Consider the following 21,260-nt stretch of genomic DNA (forward strand, 5'->3'; position numbering starts at 1 on the left):
GTCAATAAACGGTGTTATAACTTTGTTTCGGGCATCATTTCGTCTATTATTGATGGAAACCAACAGTGAAATGGGCAATTTAATCAAAAATCAGATGAAATAGGCACAATGTATACGAAAAGAGTCTTTCTAAATTGCTCTTTTCGTAGACTTTGTTGCTATCGGCGTAAATAAAAACAGGCAGTAAGGTTTTTTCGACGGCTTTCTTATTTTTATCTAAAAATGGATAATTTTTCATTAAGAAAAGAGTACGAAGTCATACAAATCAGGGAATCTATTCCTATTCGAAAAGCCACAATCTTTGCGAAAACAGCCTTCTAAATAAAAAGGGTAAAATAACTTTCTGGCAATATTGTTTGTCTAGCCCCAGATGCCTTATGCTTTTTTTAAGTTTTTGAGGAACTGGACGGAATTTGCCACGAATGAAATTCAGAATTTTACTGCTAAGATTTAAAAATACTACCATAAGGGATGAGCGACACTTTATACTAAGAGAAATGGCAAATTTGAGAGGGTCGTCCCTATGATTAAAAACAGTATTCGGAATAAGTTAATTGTTTTACTAATGATTACGACCATTGTTCCTTTTGGAAGTTCAATCATTATTACATATTTGTATACAAAGAATTCAATCGAAAATCAAGTTGTAAAGGAAAGTCGCAATCTACTATATCAAGGTAAACTGAATTTAGAGAATTATATGAATGAGTTGAACGGACTAACACTGTCACTCTATAAGAATCCAGATTTTATAAATTATATGAGGTCACCTAATCAGCAGAGCAATTATTTAACGATAGGCATCGTCAAGAATGTTGTGCAAACGCTTCTCTATACGAGTGAAACAGTTAATGAGGTACACGTATCTTTTGAAGGCAATAATCGTGTCATTTCAGCTTCAAAGAAATCGACAGTGGTTTTTTCTAACCGAAATAGTGATTCTAACGAGGAATCATTCTCAAAGGCGAAAAACAGTCCTTATCATATGTATATAGAGCCAAAGTTTGCTCAGCACGAGCAGGCAATCAATAGCTCAAAAAATATCTTCAACATTCATCGTGCCTTCACAAATGTTCCAGAAGAGGATGTTCTTGCGTATATCTCATTAGAAATCTCACCTAAAAAAATCATTAATTTGAGTAGAAATCTTTACAACCAAGAGAAGGAAGAATTTTACTTGCTTTCTTCAGATGGAGAAGTGATTTATAGCTCGAATTTTGATTTATCAAAACATGGATACCGTCAACAATGGATACAACGAATCCTTGAGACGGAAGAAGACTCAGGTTCATTGGAGTGGAAAGAAGATACATTTAATGGAATGATGATGTACGATCAGTTACCAGCTTCTGCAGGTGGATGGATATTGGTCAAAAGGGTTTCATTTGCACATTTGTACGAAAGTCCTTTAAGTGTTGCGAAACTTAATATCCTTTTTGGGGTTATTGGTTTATCACTTGTTGTGTTAGCTACGTTGTTTGTCACATTTAAAATCACATCTCCGATTAGGATTTTGCTACAGAATATTCAACAAGTAGAAAAAGGAAATATGAAGGTTAGAATGGAATCCTTTGGCCCGGATGAAATTGGGTTACTAGGTTTCCGGTTTCAACAGATGATTGAACGTATCAACACGCTAATCAATCGGGAGTACAAATTAGAATTAGAAAACAAAAACAATCAATTAAAAGTACTACAATCACAAATCAATCCACACTTTTTATACAACGCTTTACAGTCGATCGGAACAGTGGCGCTTAAGAATAAAGTTCCGCAAATCTATTCTTTGATAACGCATCTCTCTAAAATCATGCGGTATGGAATGAATATGGAAGAGGATATCGTTCCTTTGAAAAACGAAATTACGTATACCAATGCCTTTCTTCTATTGCAAAAAGAACGTTTTGGTGAACATTTAGAATACATCGTAGAGGTAGAAGAGAATTTATATGATGTGAAAGTACCAAAAATGATTCTTCAGCCTATTATAGAGAATTATTTCAAGCATGGCTTTGACATTCGTGATGAAGTTGGTCGCATTTACCTCTACTGCTATAAGGAGCAAGAGGATCTTGTCGTGAAGATTCGTGATAATGGAACGGGCGTGACAAACGCTCGATTATTGGAGATTCAAACGTATTTTCAATCAGAAGCCGTCAATACGGTAGGAGAGAAGACGAATATTGGCTTGAAGAATGTCTATGTTCGTTTAAAACTATACTATGATAACCGTGCGACGCTACATCTTGAAAACGATGTAGATGGTGGTTTTTTGGTGACCATGAGGATACCGATAGAAATGGAAGGTGAGGCGAATGAAAGCAATCATCATTGACGATGAAAAGCATGTACGTGAAGGGTTACTTTTATTAGCAGAGTGGGAGAAGCATGGCATAAACACTATTTTTGAAGCAGAAAATGGTGATGAGGCCATGAAGTTAATCACAGAGCACCAGCCTGAAATTATTTTTACAGACATGAGAATGCCGAAAATAGACGGAATAAATTTATTAAAATGGCTTTATTCCTCAGAAATAAAGAGTAAAACGATTGTTGTCAGTGGGTATGATGATTTTGAGTATATGAGAAATGCAATTTTTTATAAAAGTTTCGATTATATTTTAAAACCAATAGAGCCTGACGTTCTGAATGAAACATTAGATAAGGCAGTGAGAGAATACAATGACCAAGCAGATTCAAGACGATCAAAAGCGGAAGAGATTAGAGTCATGAACGAAGCAAAGCCGCTTTACTGGGGTCGATTATTTACAAGTCTCTGTAGTCAAGAAAGTGTCCCCTTATTACTAGAAGAGAAAATCGAACACGAATTTGGAATATTAATTTCGCAAATAGAAAAAACAATGGCTATATTATCAATAAAGCCAACGCTGATGAGCGTATTTAATGGAGATACCGATCTAGCTTTTTTTACGCTAAGTAATATATGTAACGAATTATTTAGCAAAAATAATGCTGGTGTTTGTTTTCGAAATAGCAATAAAGATGATGAACTAGTAATCTTATTTTGGAAAGACAATAAAATCACGTTTCTATTAGAAGAACTGCAGGCATTAATTTATCAATATAGTAAATCTTTCTCACTACTTGCACTAGGGCAGAAATCAAATGCAATGAAAGATGCCTATGAGTCAGCGCAAAAAGTGTTTTTACAGCATGACTTATTAAAAGAGAAAAAGATAGTGGCCGTGAATGAGGTCGAAACAAAGCCGCTACTTCATTTGTTGGATTACTCAAATGAACTTTTATGGTCAATCCGTTCTGGAAGTACCGAACAAGTTAAAGACTTATTAAATCAGTTGTACATGAAGCTAGAAACCAGTCATCTTATGTCTATAGAACAAGTTCAATTATGGGATCAACAGTTTGAATTACTCAGAAGAAACTGGTTAAAAGAATATGAAATTCAGAGTGAGGAAGAGGTTTGTCGTCGACAAGATTATTGGAAAGGAAACGGCGTTTTTTCTATTGCGAAATTCAAAGAGGAAAAAAACAAAGAGTTTCAACAATTGATTCAATCACTTTCCGGCGTCAAATACCAAAAAGAAAAAAATAATATGCAGAAAATTGAAGAATATTTGCAGCAACACTACCAGGAAGACATTACACTTCAAGATATTGCCGATCGATTTTTTCTAAGTAGAGAATATATTTCACGGCAATTTAAAAGAGAGTACCTTTCGACATTGATAGATTACTTGACGAATATTCGGATGGGAAAAGCGAAGAAATTACTAGAAAATCCGTTTTTGAAAATATATGAAATAGCATATGGGGTTGGTTATCAAAACGAAAAATACTTTAGTAAGGTGTTTAAAAAGCACAGCGGATTGACTCCAAATGAGTACCGACAAAAAGTCACATCTACTTCTTAATACACGGAGGGTCTAATATGTTAAACGTTACAGTGTGGAATGAAAACCGTCATGAACAAAGCAAACCAGAGGTAAGAAAGATTTATCCTGAAGGCATTCACGGGGCAATCGCAATTTTTTTAGGAGAAAAGAATTTCGATGTAAAAACTGCGACGCTTGATGAGGTGGAGCACGGGTTAACAGTAGATGTGTTAAAGGAAACGGATGTTCTTTTATGGTGGGGACATGTGGCTCATGATGAAGTATCAGATGAAATTGTTGAAAGAGTAAAGCAGCGGGTCCTGGACGGGATGGGATTAATTGTTCTCCATTCAGGTCATTTTTCGAAAATATTTAAAACTCTAATGGGGACTTCTTGCGATTTAAAGTGGCGAGAAGCTGAAGAAAAAGAACGGATTTGGATTGTAGATCCGAGCCATCCGATCACGGAGGGACTAGGTGAGTATATAGATTTAGAGAATGAAGAAATGTACGGAGAGCATTTTGATATTCCAGCTCCTGATCAGCTTGTGATGGTAAGTTGGTTTGAAGGCGGAGAAGTATTTAGAAGTGGATGTACCTATCAACGCGGCAATGGAAAAATTTTTTACTTCCGTCCGGGACACGAAACGTATCCAACCTACTACAACAAAGATGTTCAAAAAGTAATCGTGAATGCGGTGAAATGGGCGAAGCCAGTGAATCATTCTCGACCTATATATGGAAATGCACAACCATTAGAAGTAATTAGAGGTAGTAATTAGTCGAGACGAGGGGGAAAAAGGATGAGTAAACTAAATATTGGTGTCATTGGGTGCGGGAGTATTGCTCAATATCGACACTTGCCAGAATATGCGAATAATAATCAAGTTGAAATTGTTGCAGTATGTGACATCGTAGAAGAGCGGGTACAAAAAACAGCTGATATTTATGGAGCTAATGCCTATATAAGGTTCGAGGATTTACTTGCCAATGAAGATATCCACGCAGTAAGTGTTTGTACACCAAATAACTTACATGCATCTATTTCGATCGCGGCTCTTAATGCGGGCAAACATGTGTTATGTGAAAAGCCAATGGCTACATCTCGTGAAGAAGCAGAGCGAATGATTATAGCAGCTAAAGAGAATGATAGAAAATTAATGATTGCGCATAACCAACGCTTTGTTTCATCTCATCGAAAAGCAAAACAGTTAATCGAAAACGGCGAAATAGGTAAAATATATAGCTTTCGTTCGGCATTTGGCCATGGTGGTCCAGAAGGTTGGAGTGCTGATGGGAAGAACAGCTGGTTTTTCAAAAAAGAAGAAGCTTACATCGGTGCCATGGGAGATCTTGGCGTTCATAAAACGGATCTATTACGCTACATCCTTGGGGAAGAATTTGTAGAAGTAGGAGCCTTTATTGAAACAAGCGCGAAGAAAAATGCAGATGTGGATGATACAGCCGTATGTGTTTTGAAAACGGAGAGTGGAACAATTGGAACACTGGCAGCAAGTTGGTCCTATGTGTCCAAAGAAGACAATTCGACCATTATTTATGGAGAAAAAGCGATTCTCCGATTAGAGGATGATCCTCAACATTCATTAGTTATTCAATATGCTACCGGAGAAGTTGTTAAGTATGAGCTTAGTGGCATTCAAACGAATGACGATGGTGGACAAAATAATTCTCACATAGTGGATGAATTCGTCCTTGCGATTGTGACAGATAAAGAAGTTTTAGTAAACGGTGAGGAAGGAATGAAATCCTTACAAGTTGTTTTATCAGCATTAGAATCGAATGAAACCAAAAAGATTATTAAACTGTAATTGAGGTGTCTGTGCGGCTATGACAAAACTAAGAATGGGAATCATTGGGGTAGGCGGGATCGCTCAAGCACGCCATATCCCTACATTTATGCAGCTTTCAGAAAATGTGAGCATTGAAGCTATTAGCGATATTAATACATTGACTGCTCAAGCAGTTGCAGAAAAATTCAGTATTTCAAAAGTATACAGTGATTATGTGGATGTGTTTGCGCATGTAGATGTTGTGACGATCTGTACCCCAAATAAATTTCATGCAGAAATTGCAATAGCTGCTCTTAAAGCGGGTCTCCATGTATTTTGTGAAAAGCCAATGGCAATGACGCCAAAAGAGTCTCAAGCTATGATAGATGCAGCTGAAGAGTCTGGTAAAGTGTTAGCCATTGCCTATCATTATCGTTTTATGAAAGATTCACGTGCAGCCAAACGCATTATTTCAGAAAATGAAATTGGTAAACCAATGGTTGCCAGAGCAAGAGCCATTCGTCGTAGGAAGGTTCCAGGTTGGGGAGTTTTTACAAATAAAGAACTCCAAGGCGGAGGAAGCTTGATTGATTATGGTTGTCATTTTCTTGATCTTGCTATTTGGCTACTGGGAGATCCTATTCCTATTGAAGTATCCGGAACGACGTATAACAAGCTTAGTAGAATGTCAGACCAAGTGAATGAGTGGGGAGATTTTGACTCTAAATTATTTGAAGTTGATGATCATGTGACAGCGTACATAAAGTTTGATAATGGAGCGTCCCTACTATTCGAAACTTCTTGGTCTGCAAATGTAAAGAGTGATGAAGAAAATTTAAGTATTTCAGGTGAAACGGGAGGAGTCGATTTATTTCCCTTTCATCTCAATCAAATGAAGCATGGCATGCTTTTAAATAGTGTGGCCAATTGGATTGAAGGAGAAGACGACCCAAGCCTGCCACAAGCAAAAAACTTTATCAATAGCTGTCTTGGGTTAGAAGAGCTTATAGTCAAGCCCGAAGAAGCGATGAAAGTATCGCAAATCATAGCGTCGATTTACCATAGCAGTGAAACGGGTCGAAGCATTCGATTGAAAGAGGAGGAAGTATAGATGAAACTTGGTGTGTTCACCGTCTTATTCTCACAAAAAAACCTTGATGAAATGTTGGATTATGTAAAAGAATCGGGTCTTCATGCGGTTGAGATAGGGACAGGCGGTTATCCTGGAAATGCACATTGTCACGAACTGGATGCCCTTTTAGAAAGTGAAGAAAAAAGACAAGCTTACCTTGAAAAAATAACTTCAAGAGGTCTAGAAATCAGTGCCTTCAGCTGTCACGGAAATCCAATTTCACCAGAGAGAGGTTTTGCAGAAGAATCTCATGCAGTTCTAGAGAAGACGATTCAACTGGCAAGCCTGATGAAGATACCTGTCGTTAATTGCTTTTCGGGAACAGCTGGAGACCATGAGGATGCGAAGCACCCTAACTGGCCGGTTGCCCCGTGGCCTAATGAATATGGCAATATTTTAACATGGCAATGGAAAGAAAAATTAATTCCTTATTGGAAAAAAATGGGTAAATTAGCTCAGGATCTTAATGTGAAGATTGGTCTAGAACTACATGGTGGCTTTCTTGTTCATACCCCCTACACCTTATTAAAATTACGAGAAGAAACATGTGATGCGATTGGGGCAAATCTCGATCCTAGTCACCTTTGGTGGCAGGGAATTGATCCTGTAGCAGCGATTAAAATACTTGGTAAAGAAAATGCGATTCATCATTTTCATGCAAAAGATACGTATATTGACCAAGATAATGTTAATATGTATGGACTTACTGATATGCAGCCTTACGGAAATGTTCAATCAAGAGCCTGGTCATTCCGCTCAGTTGGGTGTGGACATAGCTTGCAGGAGTGGTCGGATATGATGAGTGCATTAAGAACATTTGGGTATGATTATGTTGTGAGCATTGAACATGAAGATCCGATTATGTCGATTGAAGAAGGATTTGCTCGTGCGGTGAAAAACTTAAAATCGATTTTAATAGAAGATCAACCATCTGATATGCGGTGGGTGTAGAAGTGGAGGAAAGAGCCTGGTAGGGTTCTTTTTTTTTGAGGAATTGGAAGTAGAAACGATATAATAAAAGTTTTGAGTCTGGTTCGAAGTATCTTTAATTTTTTTTAGTTAACAATGAATTAGTGAAAATAGAAGTAGGAACATAAGTAGATGCTGCAATTTGAGATATCTTGAATGTAGCAGAACTACGTATATTCAATAAGGACTTGCTAATAGTATATAAGTGTTTTATTATATAAGTCATTGGTTATATCAAGTTTCTTTTGACGAGGGTGGTGAATGAGTTGCAAATTAGAGTGACAGAAATCAATCAAACAGCAGCACTTCTGAAGATATTAGGAGACAAGACAAGATTAACGATGATCAAAATGTTAAATTCACATGATTGTTGTGTGTGTGAGTTTGTTGAGATTTTTCAAACAAGCCAGCCTGGGATTAGTCAACATCTTCGTAGATTAAAAGATGTTGAACTCGTAAAAGAATCACGAAAAGGACAATGGGTTATGTATTCGCTAAATAAGGAAAGTGAGTTTTATCCCCTGATTAATGATTTAATTCAGCATCTACCCGATCAAAATTATCGAATTAAAGAATTAGAAGAAAAAGGAATTAGAATTTCATGTGAATAATTGGAGGGTCGTTTATGTTATCAGTTATATTAGCGTCGGTGACCTTTTTCATCACACTCATACTGGTTATCTGGCAACCAAGAGGACTTTCAATTGGTTGGTCGGCCATGGGGGGAGCCTTAGTTGCACTTCTTGTTGGGGTTGTGGATTTAAAAGATGTATTAGATGTTACCGGAATTGTATGGAATGCCACATTGGCTTTTATTGCCATCATTATTATCTCGTTAATTTTAGATGAAATTGGTTTTTTTGAATGGTCTGCTTTGCATATGGCTAGAGCGGCAAAAGGTAATGGAGTAAAAATGTTTGTCTACGTAACCATATTAGGTGCCATTGTTGCCGCATTTTTTGCAAACGATGGTGCAGCGTTAATATTGACCCCTATCGTACTTGCCATGGTGAGAAACCTTAATTTTAATGAAAAAATGGTCTTTCCATTTATTATGGCAAGTGGTTTTATCGCAGATACCACTTCCCTTCCTCTTGTCGTGAGTAACTTAGTGAATATCGTATCAGCGGACTATTTTGACATTGGATTTGTTGAATTTGCTTCGAGGATGATTGTACCCAATCTGTTCTCATTAGGTGCAAGTATATTGGTTTTATATCTCTTCTTTAGAAAGAGCATTCCAAAGAACTACGATTTATCACAACTGAAACAACCCATGGAAGCAATTCAAGATCAAAAGATGTTTCAATTTTCGTGGATTGTACTTGGCATTCTTCTTATGGGTTATTTCTTAAGTGAATTCCTTAATATCCCAGTTTCTTTGATTGCAGGTATAGTGGCAATTTGTTTCTTAATTATGGCAAAGAGAAGCCCTGTCGTGGATACCAAAACGGTCATAAAAGGTGCACCTTGGGCCATCGTTTTCTTTTCCATAGGAATGTATGTCGTTGTGTACGGACTGAAAAATGCTGGGTTAACCGCTATTTTGGCAAACGTGATTCAAGCCACAGCAGACGAAGGATTATTCGCAGCAACTATTGGAATGGGATTCATTGCTGCCATTCTGTCTTCCGTGATGAATAATATGCCTACGGTAATGATTGATGCTCTTGCTATCTCAGAGACGAATACAACGGGTGTCATAAGAGAAGCATTAGTGTATGCAAATGTCATAGGTTCTGACCTGGGCCCGAAAATCACCCCAATTGGATCGTTAGCAACGTTGTTATGGCTTCATGTATTGTCATTAAAAGGTGTGAAAATTTCATGGGGAACATACTTTAAGACCGGAATCATCTTAACCATTCCGACTTTGTTCATTACACTTGCTGGTTTGTATATCTGGTTATTAATTATTTAAGGCTCTTTGTGAGAAAAAAGGAATATAGATGCGTAGGAAAATCATTTAGCTTATCCCAAAATAAATCAGTCTTAAATCATTATTGGGATAGAAATGGCTTATTTTCATGGTAGCCGCTATGGTGTTTATCGTAAATGTTCTGCTATTGAATCAAATTAAGGATGGAAATGCCCGGATTACTATTCATGAATTTAGGAAAAAGACGACCCGAATTCTAGTTCTATTTAGATATATGTTCTAATGTGATAAACAATTAATTTTTTGGAATCAGCCTTACTTAAAATTTAGAATTAAAGGAGACTAAATGATGACTAAAAAAACAATTTACTTCTTATGTACAGGAAATTCATGCCGAAGCCAAATGGCAGAAGGGTGGGCAAAAAAACATCTCGGTGCTGAGTGGGATGTGAAAAGTGCTGGATTAGAGGCACATGGACTGAACCCAAATGCAGTGAAAGCGATGAAAGAAGTAGATATAGATATCTCTCAGCAATCTTCCGATGTGATTGATCAAGAAATTTTGAATCATGCCGACCTAGTGGTTACCTTATGTGGTCATGCAGCGGACCATTGTCCTGTTACTCCTCCACATGTGAAGCGTGTACATTGGGGATTTGATGACCCGGCGAAAGCAGAAGGAACAGAAGAAGAAAAATGGGCATTCTTTCAACGTGTCCGTGATGAAATAAGCGAGCGAATCGAAGCATTTGCAAAAACTGGAGAATAAGTCAGACCGATTCTTCAAGGTAGGTTGATAAGGTACTACTACTCACCTCGCAAGGAGAAAGAATATTTATTCCTTGATTAATCAATGGTATAATGTCATTTAGATTGTTTAGATGAGGTGACAAGATTATGGGAGTTCATGTTGTATTGTATCAACCAGAAATACCGGCAAATACTGGGAATATTGCTCGTACTTGTGCAGCAACCGATACAACGCTTCATTTGATTCGTCCGTTAGGTTTTTCCACGGATGATAAAATGCTGCGTCGGGCTGGATTAGATTACTGGCAATATGTAAATATTGTTTATTACGATTCATTAGATGAATTTTTCGAGAAGAACGAAGGCGGAGAATTTTTCTATTTAACGAAATTTGGTCAAATACCACATTCGGACTTTGACTACAGTAATCAAGAGAAAGATTATTTCTTTATGTTTGGAAAAGAAACAACCGGACTACCGAAGGATCTTCTAGAAGAAAATAAAGAACGAAGCTTGCGTATTCCGATGAATGAAAATGTTCGTTCATTGAACTTGTCCAATACGGCAGCTATTTTAGTTTACGAAGCATTAAGACAACAAAATTTCTTACATTTGCGTTAAGAAGAGGGATGTCCAGTCGATGGACATCTTTTTTCTATTGGCTCTTTTCGTATACATTGTGGCTATTTCATCATATTTTTGATTAAATCTTACATTTCACTGTTGAATTCCATCAAAAATAGACGAAATGATGCCCGAAACAAATCAGTATCATAGAGGATGAATTGATACGAAAAGCCACAAACTTTACGAAAACAGACTTTTAATAATAGAAGAGTAATACACGGAACGAATGATCCCCATCAATGATTTTTTACTTACATAAATACCGGCTGGTTCATATATTGGAACGTAATGTATTGTTCAATAGAAAATCCTGATATTGAGTAAAATCAACATCAGGATTTTTTAAAAGTATCAATTTGAAAATATTTTGTGTCTAGTCGTTTTCTTAGGCTTCTGCCTTTTGCTTTTTTCTAAAACGATTAAATACTAAATACAGCATTGGGACAATAATAAGTGTTAATAAAGCTGAGAACATAATCCCTGAGATAATCGTAATGGCAAGTGGTTTGAATAATGCATCACCACTAACAGCAACGGGAATTAATGCCACAATGGAAGTAAGTGCTGTTAAAAGAATTGGTCGAATACGCGCACGACCAGATTCAATGACGGCATTTACGACAGGCATTCCCTCTTTTTGTGCTTGTTCAATAAATTCAATTAACACAACGGAGTTCCGGACAACAATCCCGGTGAGAGAAACCATTCCCATCACGGCAAGGAAGCTGATAGGGGTCTGGGTTACGAACAATCCAAGGATAGCTCCTGCAATGGCGAGGTAAACGGCGACGAGTACAAGAAATGGTAACGATAAAGAGTTAAACTGAAACGCAATTAACAGATACACCAGGAAAATCACGATAATAAAGAGGACGGTAATTTCCGTAAAGAAATCATTTTGTGCTTGATTTTCCCCGCCCATAATAATCTGATAATTATTGTTATTTAAGCCTTCACGTTGCTTTTCTACGATACTGGTAACATCGTCTTTAAAATCGTCTAAATCCCCTGGGAACGCTCTTAACGTAATCGCCCGTTCCCCATCAATATGCGGGATTCTTTGCAATGTTTCTGTTTTTTCAACTAGTAATAGTTCATCCAGAGATATTAAAGCAGGCGGACCCTCTTGTTTTGATACGGAAGACGCAATGCTCAGTTCCTCAAGGTCGAGTTCGTCTTTTCCAACAGAATCAAGAAAAATAGTCATATCTCGACGAACAATCCCGTTGTCAAAAGGTGCTTGAGGCAGACCATCCGTTGCTAGACGGATCCGATCACTGATATCTTTTATACTTATATTGAATTCTTCCAATTTTTCACGATTGGGAATGTATGAAATTGTTGGTTCCGGCAAACCTACATTATCGAGAACAAGGTCCGTACCGAGATCTTCAATTTCAGATGTTAGATTTTCACGAAGTTCAAGCAAGGGTTCAAGCTCGGGACCTTTGATAGTTACAGTAACAGGGGCACCAGAAGGAGGTCCCTGTTCAATTGTATTAAGAAAGATTTGAGCAGAATCAAACTTTTCTCGAAGCGGGTCAGTCCATTGGTCAATCAGACCTTTTGCTGTTTGAGTTTCCCGGTCTACGCGTGCGACGATTTGTCCTGTATTTTCTCCAGTAACCTGTAAGGAGCTATTAAAGAGATTCGGTAAACCAGTTCCGGCAAAAACACTAGTCTCCCTCACTCCTTCATCAGTTAGTAACACTTCTTCCATTTCTTCAAGAACGGATTGCGTCTCTTGAAGAGGGGTGCCGATAGGGAGCGTGACATCAATCGTGACTTCTTCCCGATCAGCTGCTGGGAAGAATTCGAAAGGTGTAAAGGCAATTAAAGCAAACACTCCAAGCGTTAGCAGTAACCCAAAGAAGGAAACGATGAACGGATGTTTGCTGGACTTTTTTAAAATGGTATCAGCATAATAGTCTGCCAGCTTATTTAATGGCTTTCCTAGAAGACCAGGAGAATCGGTAATTTTTTTATTTGTTTTTTTATAAAGTACAAATCGCATCATTGGCACAAAGAATAAGGCGACAATCGTTGAAGCGATGATGGTCGTGATTAATACAGTGGGTAGTGCTCGAATGAAAGCGCCATTGCCACCAGTTAAAAAGATTAACGGTAAAAAAGTAAATACGATGGCAAGCGATGATGTGAGAATCGATACCCATATTTCTTTGACACCATTTATCGCACCAGTAAGTGCACTTTCTCCGAGTTTATAGCGGCGTTGGATATTATCATTTACCACGATAGAATCATCAACTAAAATCCCTAGGGCAATAATAGCTCCTATTACAGAAATTTGATTTAAGTCTACTCCAGAGAATGGAAGAGGAATCAGCCCTATTAAGATAGACATCGGTACCGCAAGTGCAACAACGAAGGCTCCTGATACGGTTAGTCCTAATGAGGTAGTGAAGATCACTGCAATCACCGCAATTAGCAATGAAACAAAAAGTCCTGTGAAAATATCGTTGACGAGTTTCGCTTGAGAATAGTAAGACTGTAACTCGACGGAACTTGGTAAAGAAGGTGATAATTCTTCTATTTTTTTCTGGACCCTTTCGTCTACGGTCGGGATATCTTGACCAGCTTTAACAAAGGCTGTTAGCGAGACAGAAGGTTTGCCTTCAAACGTGATTAAATCAACTGTCTTTTTAGGTGTAACCTCGACTTGCCCAACATTCCTTAAATAAACCGCATCCCCTTGTGGACTATGCCCTAAGAGTAGGTTTTCCATATCATCTACGGTTTCAAAGTGATTAACTGTTAATTGAACAACTCTTCCATCCACTTGCTGTTTTCCAAGTGGAGTTGGCGAAAATTCTTCATTAATGGCAGATAGCACGTCTGAGAGGATTAGTCCCTTTTCGGCTAATTTTACAGAATCAAATTTAATAATAATTTCTTCTTCTGAAAGTCCTTTAATGGTGACTCCAGCAACACCAGAAAGCGATTCGATTTCTTCTTTCCAGCGACTAAGCTCCGTTTGTAAAGATGCTAAATCCTCTCGATTCTCACTTGTGATGTGGTAAGAAACAATTGGAGTTTTCACTGTTGTTTCATTTACTTCTGTTTCAAAAGCTTGTTCAGGGAAAGAAGAAGAGGCCTCCGAAACAGCTTGTCGTATATTACTAAACACTTCTTTTTTGTTTTCTCCCTCTGTAACCGTTACGATAATAGAAGAGAAACCGGCAGCAGAAGAGGAATTAAGTTCTTCTATTCCATCAATACTTAAAAGCTTTTGTTCAAGTGGATTGGTGATATTTCTCTCGACATTATCTACCGTGGCTCCGGGATAGACGGTGGTGACCGTTCCAATGTTTATCGTAGTTTCGGGGATTTCACGCTGAGGTAACATAGTAAAAGTAAAAGCACCGACAATCACAAATAATAAAAATAAAACAAAAAAGATTTTTGATCGTTTTAACATCCATTCCAGCATAAATTCATCCTCCTTAAAGATAAGTTGACTATTAGGTCAACTATTTTATAATAACGTATATAAAAGCTTTAAAATCAACTTTTATTAGTTGACTCAAAAGTCATATTGCCATTTTAAGCAGTATTCGTCAAGTTTAAGTGTGCTCAGATTATTAGTATAGGAAGTCTGTTTTTAATGCGAATCTACAGCTAAATGGGGATTCCATCTATAATTAGACTAAATACCACAAGAAATACGAAAAGAACCATTAGGAAAGAAGGTGAGGGTAATGAGTAAGCGCGACAAAATTATCGAAGCTGCTGTGCTGCTGTTTGCGGAAAAAGGCTATCAAAAAACCTCGATGCAAGAAATTGCCGATGTGCTAGATATTTCGAAAGGTTCATTGTATTTTTATTTTGAGTCAAAAGAGGATTTAATGATTTCCATCTATGAGCATTATCAACAGAACATATTCACTAGGGCTTATACCGTTGCTTTAGATGGTGTGATTACAGAAGAAAGGTTAGTACAACAGTTCACGATTCAGTTTGAGGGTATGTATGAAAATAAAGCATATATGAAAATGCATATGCAGGGCGAAGGCGCAACGAATAGTGAAAAGCTAAAATCATTGGGACACCGGATGAGAGGACGTTTTTTTACTTGGTTAGAATATAATCTGGATAAGATGTACGGGGATAAAATTCAAGGATATAAATGGGATTTAATGTGGATGATGCAATCAATTTATACTTCGTATATGATGTTGTATGTAACTGAAATGGCGCCACTTCACCCTAAACAAATTGCCAATCATCTCGCTAGGCAACTAACAACACTAGCCAACGCTTACTTTAGGGGAGAGAGTGAATCAGTATTACAGGAGAAGGATATGACTCGATTTATCGTGAAAATGGATCAAGATCCTCTGTTTGCTTCATTTGCTCAGAAAGAAAGGGCATGGCAGGAATTGCAGAAGAAAATAGCTTCCTCCGATGTAGTCGATAAGTCGTCATATGAAGAGTGTATCTATCGAATTTCCGAAGAGTATCAAAAGCCCCACCCTGAACGAATTGTTCTCATGGGATTATTTTCTTACATTAAACAAGAACGATTATGGCACAGAGAAGCAAAGAATTTAGAAGCCGTTGTATTAGTGAAACCAACAACACATTTTGGAAAGGGGGATGGAAATGAATCAAACAGTTGAAACCATATTGAACCACCGTTCGATTCGAAAGTTTACCGAACAAAGTTTATCGCAAAAGCAGATTTCGGTGCTTATTCAAAGTGCGCAAGCGGCATCCACTTCTAGCTTTGTACAAGCTTATTCTATAATAGGGGTATCGAATCAAAATAAAAAAGAAAAGTTAGCTCAGTTAGCGGGTGGGCAAGAATACGTAGAGAAGAATGGTCACTTTTTTGTGTTTTGTGCAGATCTATATCGTCATCAATTAATGGGAGAATGGGAACAGAAGGACATTACGGAATCGCTTGAAAGTGCAGAAAAATTTATGGTTGCAACTATTGATGCGGCACTAGCGGCTCAAAATATGAGTATAGCAGCCGAGTCATTGGGTTTAGGAATATGTTACATTGGCGGTATAAGAAATAACTTAAAAGAAGTTGATAAGTTGTTGGAGATTCCAGATAGAGTAATTCCGCTGTTTGGATTATCTGTCGGTTATCCTGCTCATCAACCGAATCAAAAACTACGCTTGACGCAAACAAGTATTTATCATGAAGACGTGTATGAAAAAGATAAAAAGGTTATGAAAGAGCAGATTGAGGCCTACGATAAGCAAATTTCTGCTTACTACGAGGAGAGAACAAGAGGTGAGCGGAAGGATAAATGGTCAGAGCAAATGGTGGCGATGTTTTCTTTTCCAAAACGCTTGTATCTGAAGCAGTATCTTGAGGGTAAAGGATTAAATAAAAAGTGAAAAAGCTGCCATTGGCAGCTTTTTCTATTTTAGTGCACCTCTGAGTCCCTTGGCGAGCCACTTTCGCTTTTCTTATTTATCTATTCCTGGTTTGCTGTCGTAGCCGGCTGTGAAGATGGCTGTTAGGAATGTTGCACATACACCTAGAATGATAATTAATCCCATATATGTTAGCCTCCTTAGTCATAATTTGAACAAGCATAACTATCTTATAGTATAGCCTATTTTTATTGGGCTGTGAATGTTAACGTAGAGGAATTTTGAAAGGGCGTCTGATTATTGGGTGTAAGAAAACCGCTGGAATGTAAGGCCACCCTTTTTTGAAATCGATGTATTGATTGTGTGATGAATGGATTGCATTGGACATAAAACAAAGATCAAATCATACGCTTTTCATTCTATGATATTCAATTAGAGGAACTTGTTTGAAAGAGAAAAAAGAAATCTTGTCCGATTACTCATGAAGGGTGGACGAAGAGCATAGAGTATATTAATCGTCTCTCAACAAGCGACAAGGGGAGGTCCTTATGGATATTTTAAAAAGAATTGAACAATTCAGAGATGAAGAAGAGACATTGAAATGGGAAGGGTCGTTTGGGGATTACTTGGAGATTTTAAAGGAAAAACCGTGGGTAGCACAATCTGCCCATTCTCGAGTGTATCACATGATCAAAGATGCAGGTGTCGAAGAGGTTAGGGGAAAAAGGACATACAAGTTCTTTAATAATCAACTATTCGGTCTAGAAGAGGCGTTAGAACGTTTAGTTGAAGAGTATTTTCATCCCGCAGCAAAAAGATTAGACGTTCGGAAGCGGATTTTATTATTGATGGGTCCAGTCTCAGGTGGTAAATCTACCTTAGTCGCTATGCTGAAAAGAGGGCTTGAAGCTTACACAAGAACAGATCGAGGAGCGGTGTATGCTATTAAAGGGTGCCCGATGCATGAAGATCCGCTTCATTTAATACCTCACCATCTTCGTGAAGAATACTTTAATGAATACGGGATTCGAATTGAAGGAAACTTATCACCACTGAACTTAATGAGGCTCGAGCAAGAATATGGTGGTCGAATTGAAGATGTTCTCGTAGAGCGTATTTTCTTCTTGGAAGATAAGCGTACTGGAATTGGAACTTTCAGCCCTTCTGATCCGAAGTCACAAGATATAGCGGATTTAACAGGTAGCATTGACTTTTCGACAATAGCTGAATTTGGATCGGAGTCGGATCCTCGTGCCTATCGATTTGATGGGGAGTTAAATAAAGCTAATCGTGGATTAATGGAATTTCAAGAGATGTTAAAGTGTGACGAAAAATTCTTATGGCATCTACTATCTTTAACACAAGAAGGAAACTTTAAAGCAGGAAGGTTTGCGTTAATTTCAGCAGATGAACTGATTGTGGCTCATACGAATGAAACCGAGTATCGTTCCTTTATCTCGAATAAAAAGAACGAGGCCTTGCACTCTCGTATTATCGTTATGCCTGTTCCTTATAACTTAAAAGTGACGCAGGAAGAAAGAATTTATGGAAAAATGATAAATGAAAGCGATGTTGCTGATGTTCATATTGCACCCCACACATTAAGAGTCGCGGCGATGTTTACGATCTTATCCAGAATGAAAGAACCGAAACGTGGGGATATAGATCTGATTAAAAAGATGAGATTGTATGATGGTGAAAATGTGGAAGGGTTTAATTCAGCTGACTTAGAAGAGTTGCAGAAAGAGTATCAAGATGAAGGAATGAGCGGGATAGATCCACGTTACGTGATCAACCGTATCTCTTCGACTATTATTAGGAAAGAGATTCCGACCATTAATGCTCTGGATGTCTTGCGCTCGTTGAAAGAAGGACTCGACCAACATCCATCGATTACAAATGAACTTAGAGAGAAATATTTGAACTTTATTTCACTAGCTCGGAAGGAATACGATGATATTGCCAAAAAAGAAGTTCAAAAGGCTTTTGTGTATTCCTACGAGGAGTCTGCGAAAACGTTAATGGATAACTACTTAGATAATGTAGAGGCATATTGTAATAAATCTAAGCTTAGAGATCCATTGACAGGAGAAGAAATTAGTCCAGATGAAAAATTAATGCGTTCAATAGAAGAGCAAATTGGAATATCTGAAAATGCGAAAAAAGCTTTCCGTGAAGAAATTTTGATTCGGATTTCTGCCTATGCACGAAAAGGAAAAAGGTTTGATTATAATTCTCACGATCGTCTTCGTGAGGCTATCCAGAAGAAGTTGTTTGCTGATTTAAAAGATGTCGTCAAAATTACAACTTCTAGTAAAACACCAGATGAGCAGCAGTTGAAAAAGGTGAATGAAGTTGTCGCAAGGCTTATTGATGAGCATGGATATAACTCTAGCTCTGCCAATGATCTCCTTCGCTATGTTGGAAGTTTATTAAATCGTTAAGGTTTCAGCTCCCTCATCATTGTGAGGGGGCTTGTTTGTTTTGGCAATTTTCAAAAAAATGCTTCTCGCAGAAATGAATAATTTGCGATTTAGTAAGACTTCGGAATTCATTGTGTAGCATTGTCAATATAAATAAAGACTAAGTACGAATTGTAAGTAGTCCAGATAACGTGGAGAAACAATAGAATTAGCATTGAAAATCGAGTATAAAATCGCAAAGGTTTTATACTCGATTTTTTATTGATATGTAAGGGTTATCCCTGTTTTCGTTGCTGAATTAACGTGTGAAAAGCATATGAAGTAACTGATTGCCAACAGCTATCGTCGTTCCGTTATTATAGGTGTGATTATGGTTGTTATTTGAGGCGCTAAAAATAAAAAAAAGGAAAAGGTGATTTATGCTAAAATATAATTGAAGAGAAGTTGGTCTTGTTCCGTTAACGGATAGTAATCTTTAATTAAGTTTTTAGGTTTTTAAAAGATGAATTTTATTGTGAAAATGGAGGTAAGAATAATGGACTTTCTTAGTTGGTATGATTGGATTACACCAACCAACCCTTTTGCTTCATTGTTTTTTGGGTTTATATTTACAGTCATTATTGGAATTACTATCTTGATAGATACTAAAAAACTTAGAACTACAATGCTATCTTTGCTAGTAGGAGTTGTTGTAACCGTTTGCGGGGTTGCGCTATTGAATTTGATAGGATTTTATGGATAAATAATTGAATTATTGGGGGCTTTAATGAAATAAACTCCTCTAAAAAAGACAAACTCAGAACAAATAAACTCTGAGCTTTTTTGTGTGCCATTTACTGTGTGATTTATTCTGGGAATTCAAATGTTATTTAGCTTGTTTTTTTAGTTTTCTCCACAATAACTGAACTACTTAACGGAATTGACATCTGTTTTTTTTAATATAGCAATAAAACTCACAAAATGAGCCTTTGTTTTAAATTCTCTAGCTCTGGGAAAAGTAATATAGAGGTGATAAAGGTGAAAAAGGAGAAGCACATTACAAACAGTGAACCAGAAAACGGATCAATGGCCCAAGATTTTGAAGAAGTAGAATTACTAGGTAAACAGATGGAGCGCCTTCGTACGAATGAAGAGCTTAAGGATGATAAGATGCAACCCGATCCGGTTCAATATCAAAAGGAAGACTTGTAGAGAGTATATATGTTTTTATAGCCAGATGTAGTCCGTTAAAATGACAGGCTTCGGGGCACCCATACTTCTAGGATAGTTAAAATTTCATTTAGAAATAATTGACGTATGCGCCAAAACCGATTTTTTAATGGAAGGTTCTTTTCGTATATATTATGGCTATTTCATCTGATTTTTGATTAAATACACCAATATACTATGGATATCCATCAAAAGTAGCCGAAGTGATGCCCGAAATTAAGCTATATCTTAGTTGATAAATTGATACGAACAGCAACAAATTTTGCGAAAGCTCAGCTTCATTTATCGTGGTTCCGCGCCGCTTTTTATTCATAATAGTGGGTCAAATGTTAAATGAATAAATAGGTAGAGAGATAAGTGAGTACCGCAAAATCTAGTTTCTCGATCCTTGTTCATTAGATACAGTACAGCAACAACATTGAGATGATGCTTTTTAAAGCAATACCGACATTTTTTTTCTCTTTTTCATAATAAAAGGCATTCATCGAGTACATCTTGTTATATACTTTATGTAGATTATTAGAAAGGAGGGAAACTGATGAAAACATCGACAATATTAAAATGGATTACAGGAGCGTTTGAAGCGATCTTAGGAATCCCGTTTATTGGTGGGGTGATTGTAGTTTCTTTTGCTTGGACACCATTAGTGTTATTGCTATTATTACATATTGTGTCACTTGTCTTTTCAATAAAAGAAGATGAATCTAAGACTGGAAATATCCTTGGGATAGTAACGAATTGTATTGCATGGATTCCTTTTGTGGGAATGGTCATGCATATTATTACAGCTATAGTTGTTTTAATAGATGCTTATCGTTCACAAGCACGACAACAAAGTTCCAATGTAATGTGAGAGAACAAGAAAAGTCGCCATTTGGCGGCTTTTCTTGTTCGATAAGGGAAGAAAAAATATATGAGTTTCGCTATTCCTGACTCATGGAGCATAGTTGTTGAAAAGGTGGAAAGTGTTTTTTGTACTGGCTGTTTTCGCAAAGATTGTGGCTGTTCGAATAAGAAGGAATCCCTTGACTTCTATGACTTCGAGCTCTTTTCCTAATGAAAAATTCTTCATTTCTAGATAAAAAGGAAGAAATCAATCGAAAAAACCCTACTGCCTGTTTTTTCTTTGTGTCAAGAGCAACAATATATACGAAAAGAGCCTAATTTAAAGAGTACAATAAATGAACCTTAAATCAAATATAGAATATCAGATATGAAAGATTTTTTATTTGGAACAATCAACATGGAAATTGAGTATAAAAATAAATACCAATA

General features: G+C 37.2%; 17 protein-coding genes. 16 read left to right on the top strand and 1 reads right to left on the bottom strand.

The window, feature by feature from the left end; all coding sequences use genetic code 11:
* The first annotated feature begins 523 nt into the window (after window positions 1–523).
* From U8D43_RS18205 to trmL, 10 genes are all read left to right on the top strand, one after another.
* Window positions 524–2,335, top strand: a complete 1,812-nt coding sequence (locus tag U8D43_RS18205) for a cache domain-containing sensor histidine kinase (protein WP_335872589.1) — start codon at window positions 524–526, stop codon at window positions 2,333–2,335.
* Window positions 2,316–3,893, top strand: coding sequence for a response regulator transcription factor (locus U8D43_RS18210; protein ID WP_335872590.1), 1,578 nt, complete (start codon window positions 2,316–2,318; stop codon window positions 3,891–3,893). Before U8D43_RS18205 ends, U8D43_RS18210 begins: the two co-directional genes overlap by 20 nt.
* A gap of 17 nt (window positions 3,894–3,910) precedes the next feature.
* Window positions 3,911–4,636, top strand: a complete 726-nt coding sequence (locus tag U8D43_RS18215) for a ThuA domain-containing protein (RefSeq protein ID WP_335872591.1) — start codon at window positions 3,911–3,913, stop codon at window positions 4,634–4,636.
* A 21-nt stretch (window positions 4,637–4,657) separates the two neighbouring features.
* Window positions 4,658–5,683, top strand: a complete 1,026-nt coding sequence (locus tag U8D43_RS18220; protein ID WP_335872592.1) for a Gfo/Idh/MocA family protein — start codon at window positions 4,658–4,660, stop codon at window positions 5,681–5,683.
* Window positions 5,684–5,702: 19 nt separating this feature from the next.
* Window positions 5,703–6,755 carry a Gfo/Idh/MocA family protein gene (locus tag U8D43_RS18225; protein WP_335872593.1) on the top strand — a complete coding sequence of 351 codons (1,053 nt, stop codon included), beginning with the start codon at window positions 5,703–5,705 and terminating at the stop codon, window positions 6,753–6,755.
* Window positions 6,756–7,727: a sugar phosphate isomerase/epimerase family protein gene (locus tag U8D43_RS18230; protein WP_335872594.1), complete on the top strand. Its 972-nt coding sequence runs from the start codon at window positions 6,756–6,758 to the stop codon at window positions 7,725–7,727. It abuts the gene before it with no gap.
* A gap of 284 nt (window positions 7,728–8,011) precedes the next feature.
* Window positions 8,012–8,356, top strand: coding sequence for an ArsR/SmtB family transcription factor (locus U8D43_RS18235; protein ID WP_335872595.1), 345 nt, complete (start codon window positions 8,012–8,014; stop codon window positions 8,354–8,356).
* Window positions 8,357–8,370: 14 nt separating this feature from the next.
* Window positions 8,371–9,666, top strand: coding sequence for an arsenic transporter (locus tag U8D43_RS18240; RefSeq protein ID WP_335872596.1), 1,296 nt, complete (start codon window positions 8,371–8,373; stop codon window positions 9,664–9,666).
* A gap of 307 nt (window positions 9,667–9,973) precedes the next feature.
* Window positions 9,974–10,393, top strand: a complete 420-nt coding sequence (gene arsC, locus U8D43_RS18245) for an arsenate reductase (thioredoxin) (protein WP_335872597.1) — start codon at window positions 9,974–9,976, stop codon at window positions 10,391–10,393.
* Window positions 10,394–10,521: 128 nt separating this feature from the next.
* Entirely contained in the window at window positions 10,522–10,995 is a 474-nt protein-coding gene (gene trmL / locus U8D43_RS18250; protein ID WP_335872598.1) for a tRNA (uridine(34)/cytosine(34)/5-carboxymethylaminomethyluridine(34)-2'-O)-methyltransferase TrmL, read from the top strand.
* Window positions 10,996–11,386: 391 nt separating this feature from the next.
* On the opposite strand, the gene U8D43_RS18255 is transcribed toward trmL, so the two are convergent.
* Window positions 11,387–14,452, bottom strand: coding sequence for an efflux RND transporter permease subunit (locus U8D43_RS18255; protein ID WP_335872599.1), 3,066 nt, complete (start codon window positions 14,450–14,452; stop codon window positions 11,387–11,389).
* A 268-nt stretch (window positions 14,453–14,720) separates the two neighbouring features.
* On the opposite strand from U8D43_RS18255, the gene U8D43_RS18260 reads away from it, so the two are divergent.
* From U8D43_RS18260 to U8D43_RS18285, 6 genes are all read left to right on the top strand, one after another.
* Window positions 14,721–15,641: a TetR/AcrR family transcriptional regulator gene (locus U8D43_RS18260; protein WP_335872600.1), complete on the top strand. Its 921-nt coding sequence runs from the start codon at window positions 14,721–14,723 to the stop codon at window positions 15,639–15,641.
* The gene (gene nfsA / locus U8D43_RS18265) at window positions 15,625–16,374 is read left to right on the top strand and encodes an oxygen-insensitive NADPH nitroreductase (RefSeq protein WP_335872601.1); all 750 of its coding nucleotides are present in this window, start codon (window positions 15,625–15,627) and stop codon (window positions 16,372–16,374) included. The genes U8D43_RS18260 and nfsA overlap by 17 nt, the downstream gene beginning before the upstream one ends.
* A 527-nt stretch (window positions 16,375–16,901) precedes the next feature.
* The gene (locus U8D43_RS18270; protein ID WP_335872602.1) at window positions 16,902–18,797 is read left to right on the top strand and encodes a PrkA family serine protein kinase; all 1,896 of its coding nucleotides are present in this window, start codon (window positions 16,902–16,904) and stop codon (window positions 18,795–18,797) included.
* Window positions 18,798–19,311: 514 nt separating this feature from the next.
* The gene (locus U8D43_RS18275) at window positions 19,312–19,518 is read left to right on the top strand and encodes a hypothetical protein (RefSeq protein ID WP_335872603.1); all 207 of its coding nucleotides are present in this window, start codon (window positions 19,312–19,314) and stop codon (window positions 19,516–19,518) included.
* Between the two features lie 275 nt (window positions 19,519–19,793).
* Complete coding sequence (locus tag U8D43_RS18280) at window positions 19,794–19,967, top strand: hypothetical protein (protein WP_335872604.1); 174 nt, start codon at window positions 19,794–19,796, stop codon at window positions 19,965–19,967.
* Between the two features lie 556 nt (window positions 19,968–20,523).
* Window positions 20,524–20,838, top strand: coding sequence for a hypothetical protein (locus U8D43_RS18285; RefSeq protein WP_335872605.1), 315 nt, complete (start codon window positions 20,524–20,526; stop codon window positions 20,836–20,838).
* Window positions 20,839–21,260: the final 422 nt, after the last annotated feature.

Source organism: Bacillus sp. 2205SS5-2 (genome assembly GCF_037024155.1).
In the GTDB taxonomy this organism is placed as follows: Bacteria; Bacillota; Bacilli; order Bacillales; family Bacillaceae_K; genus Bacillus_CI.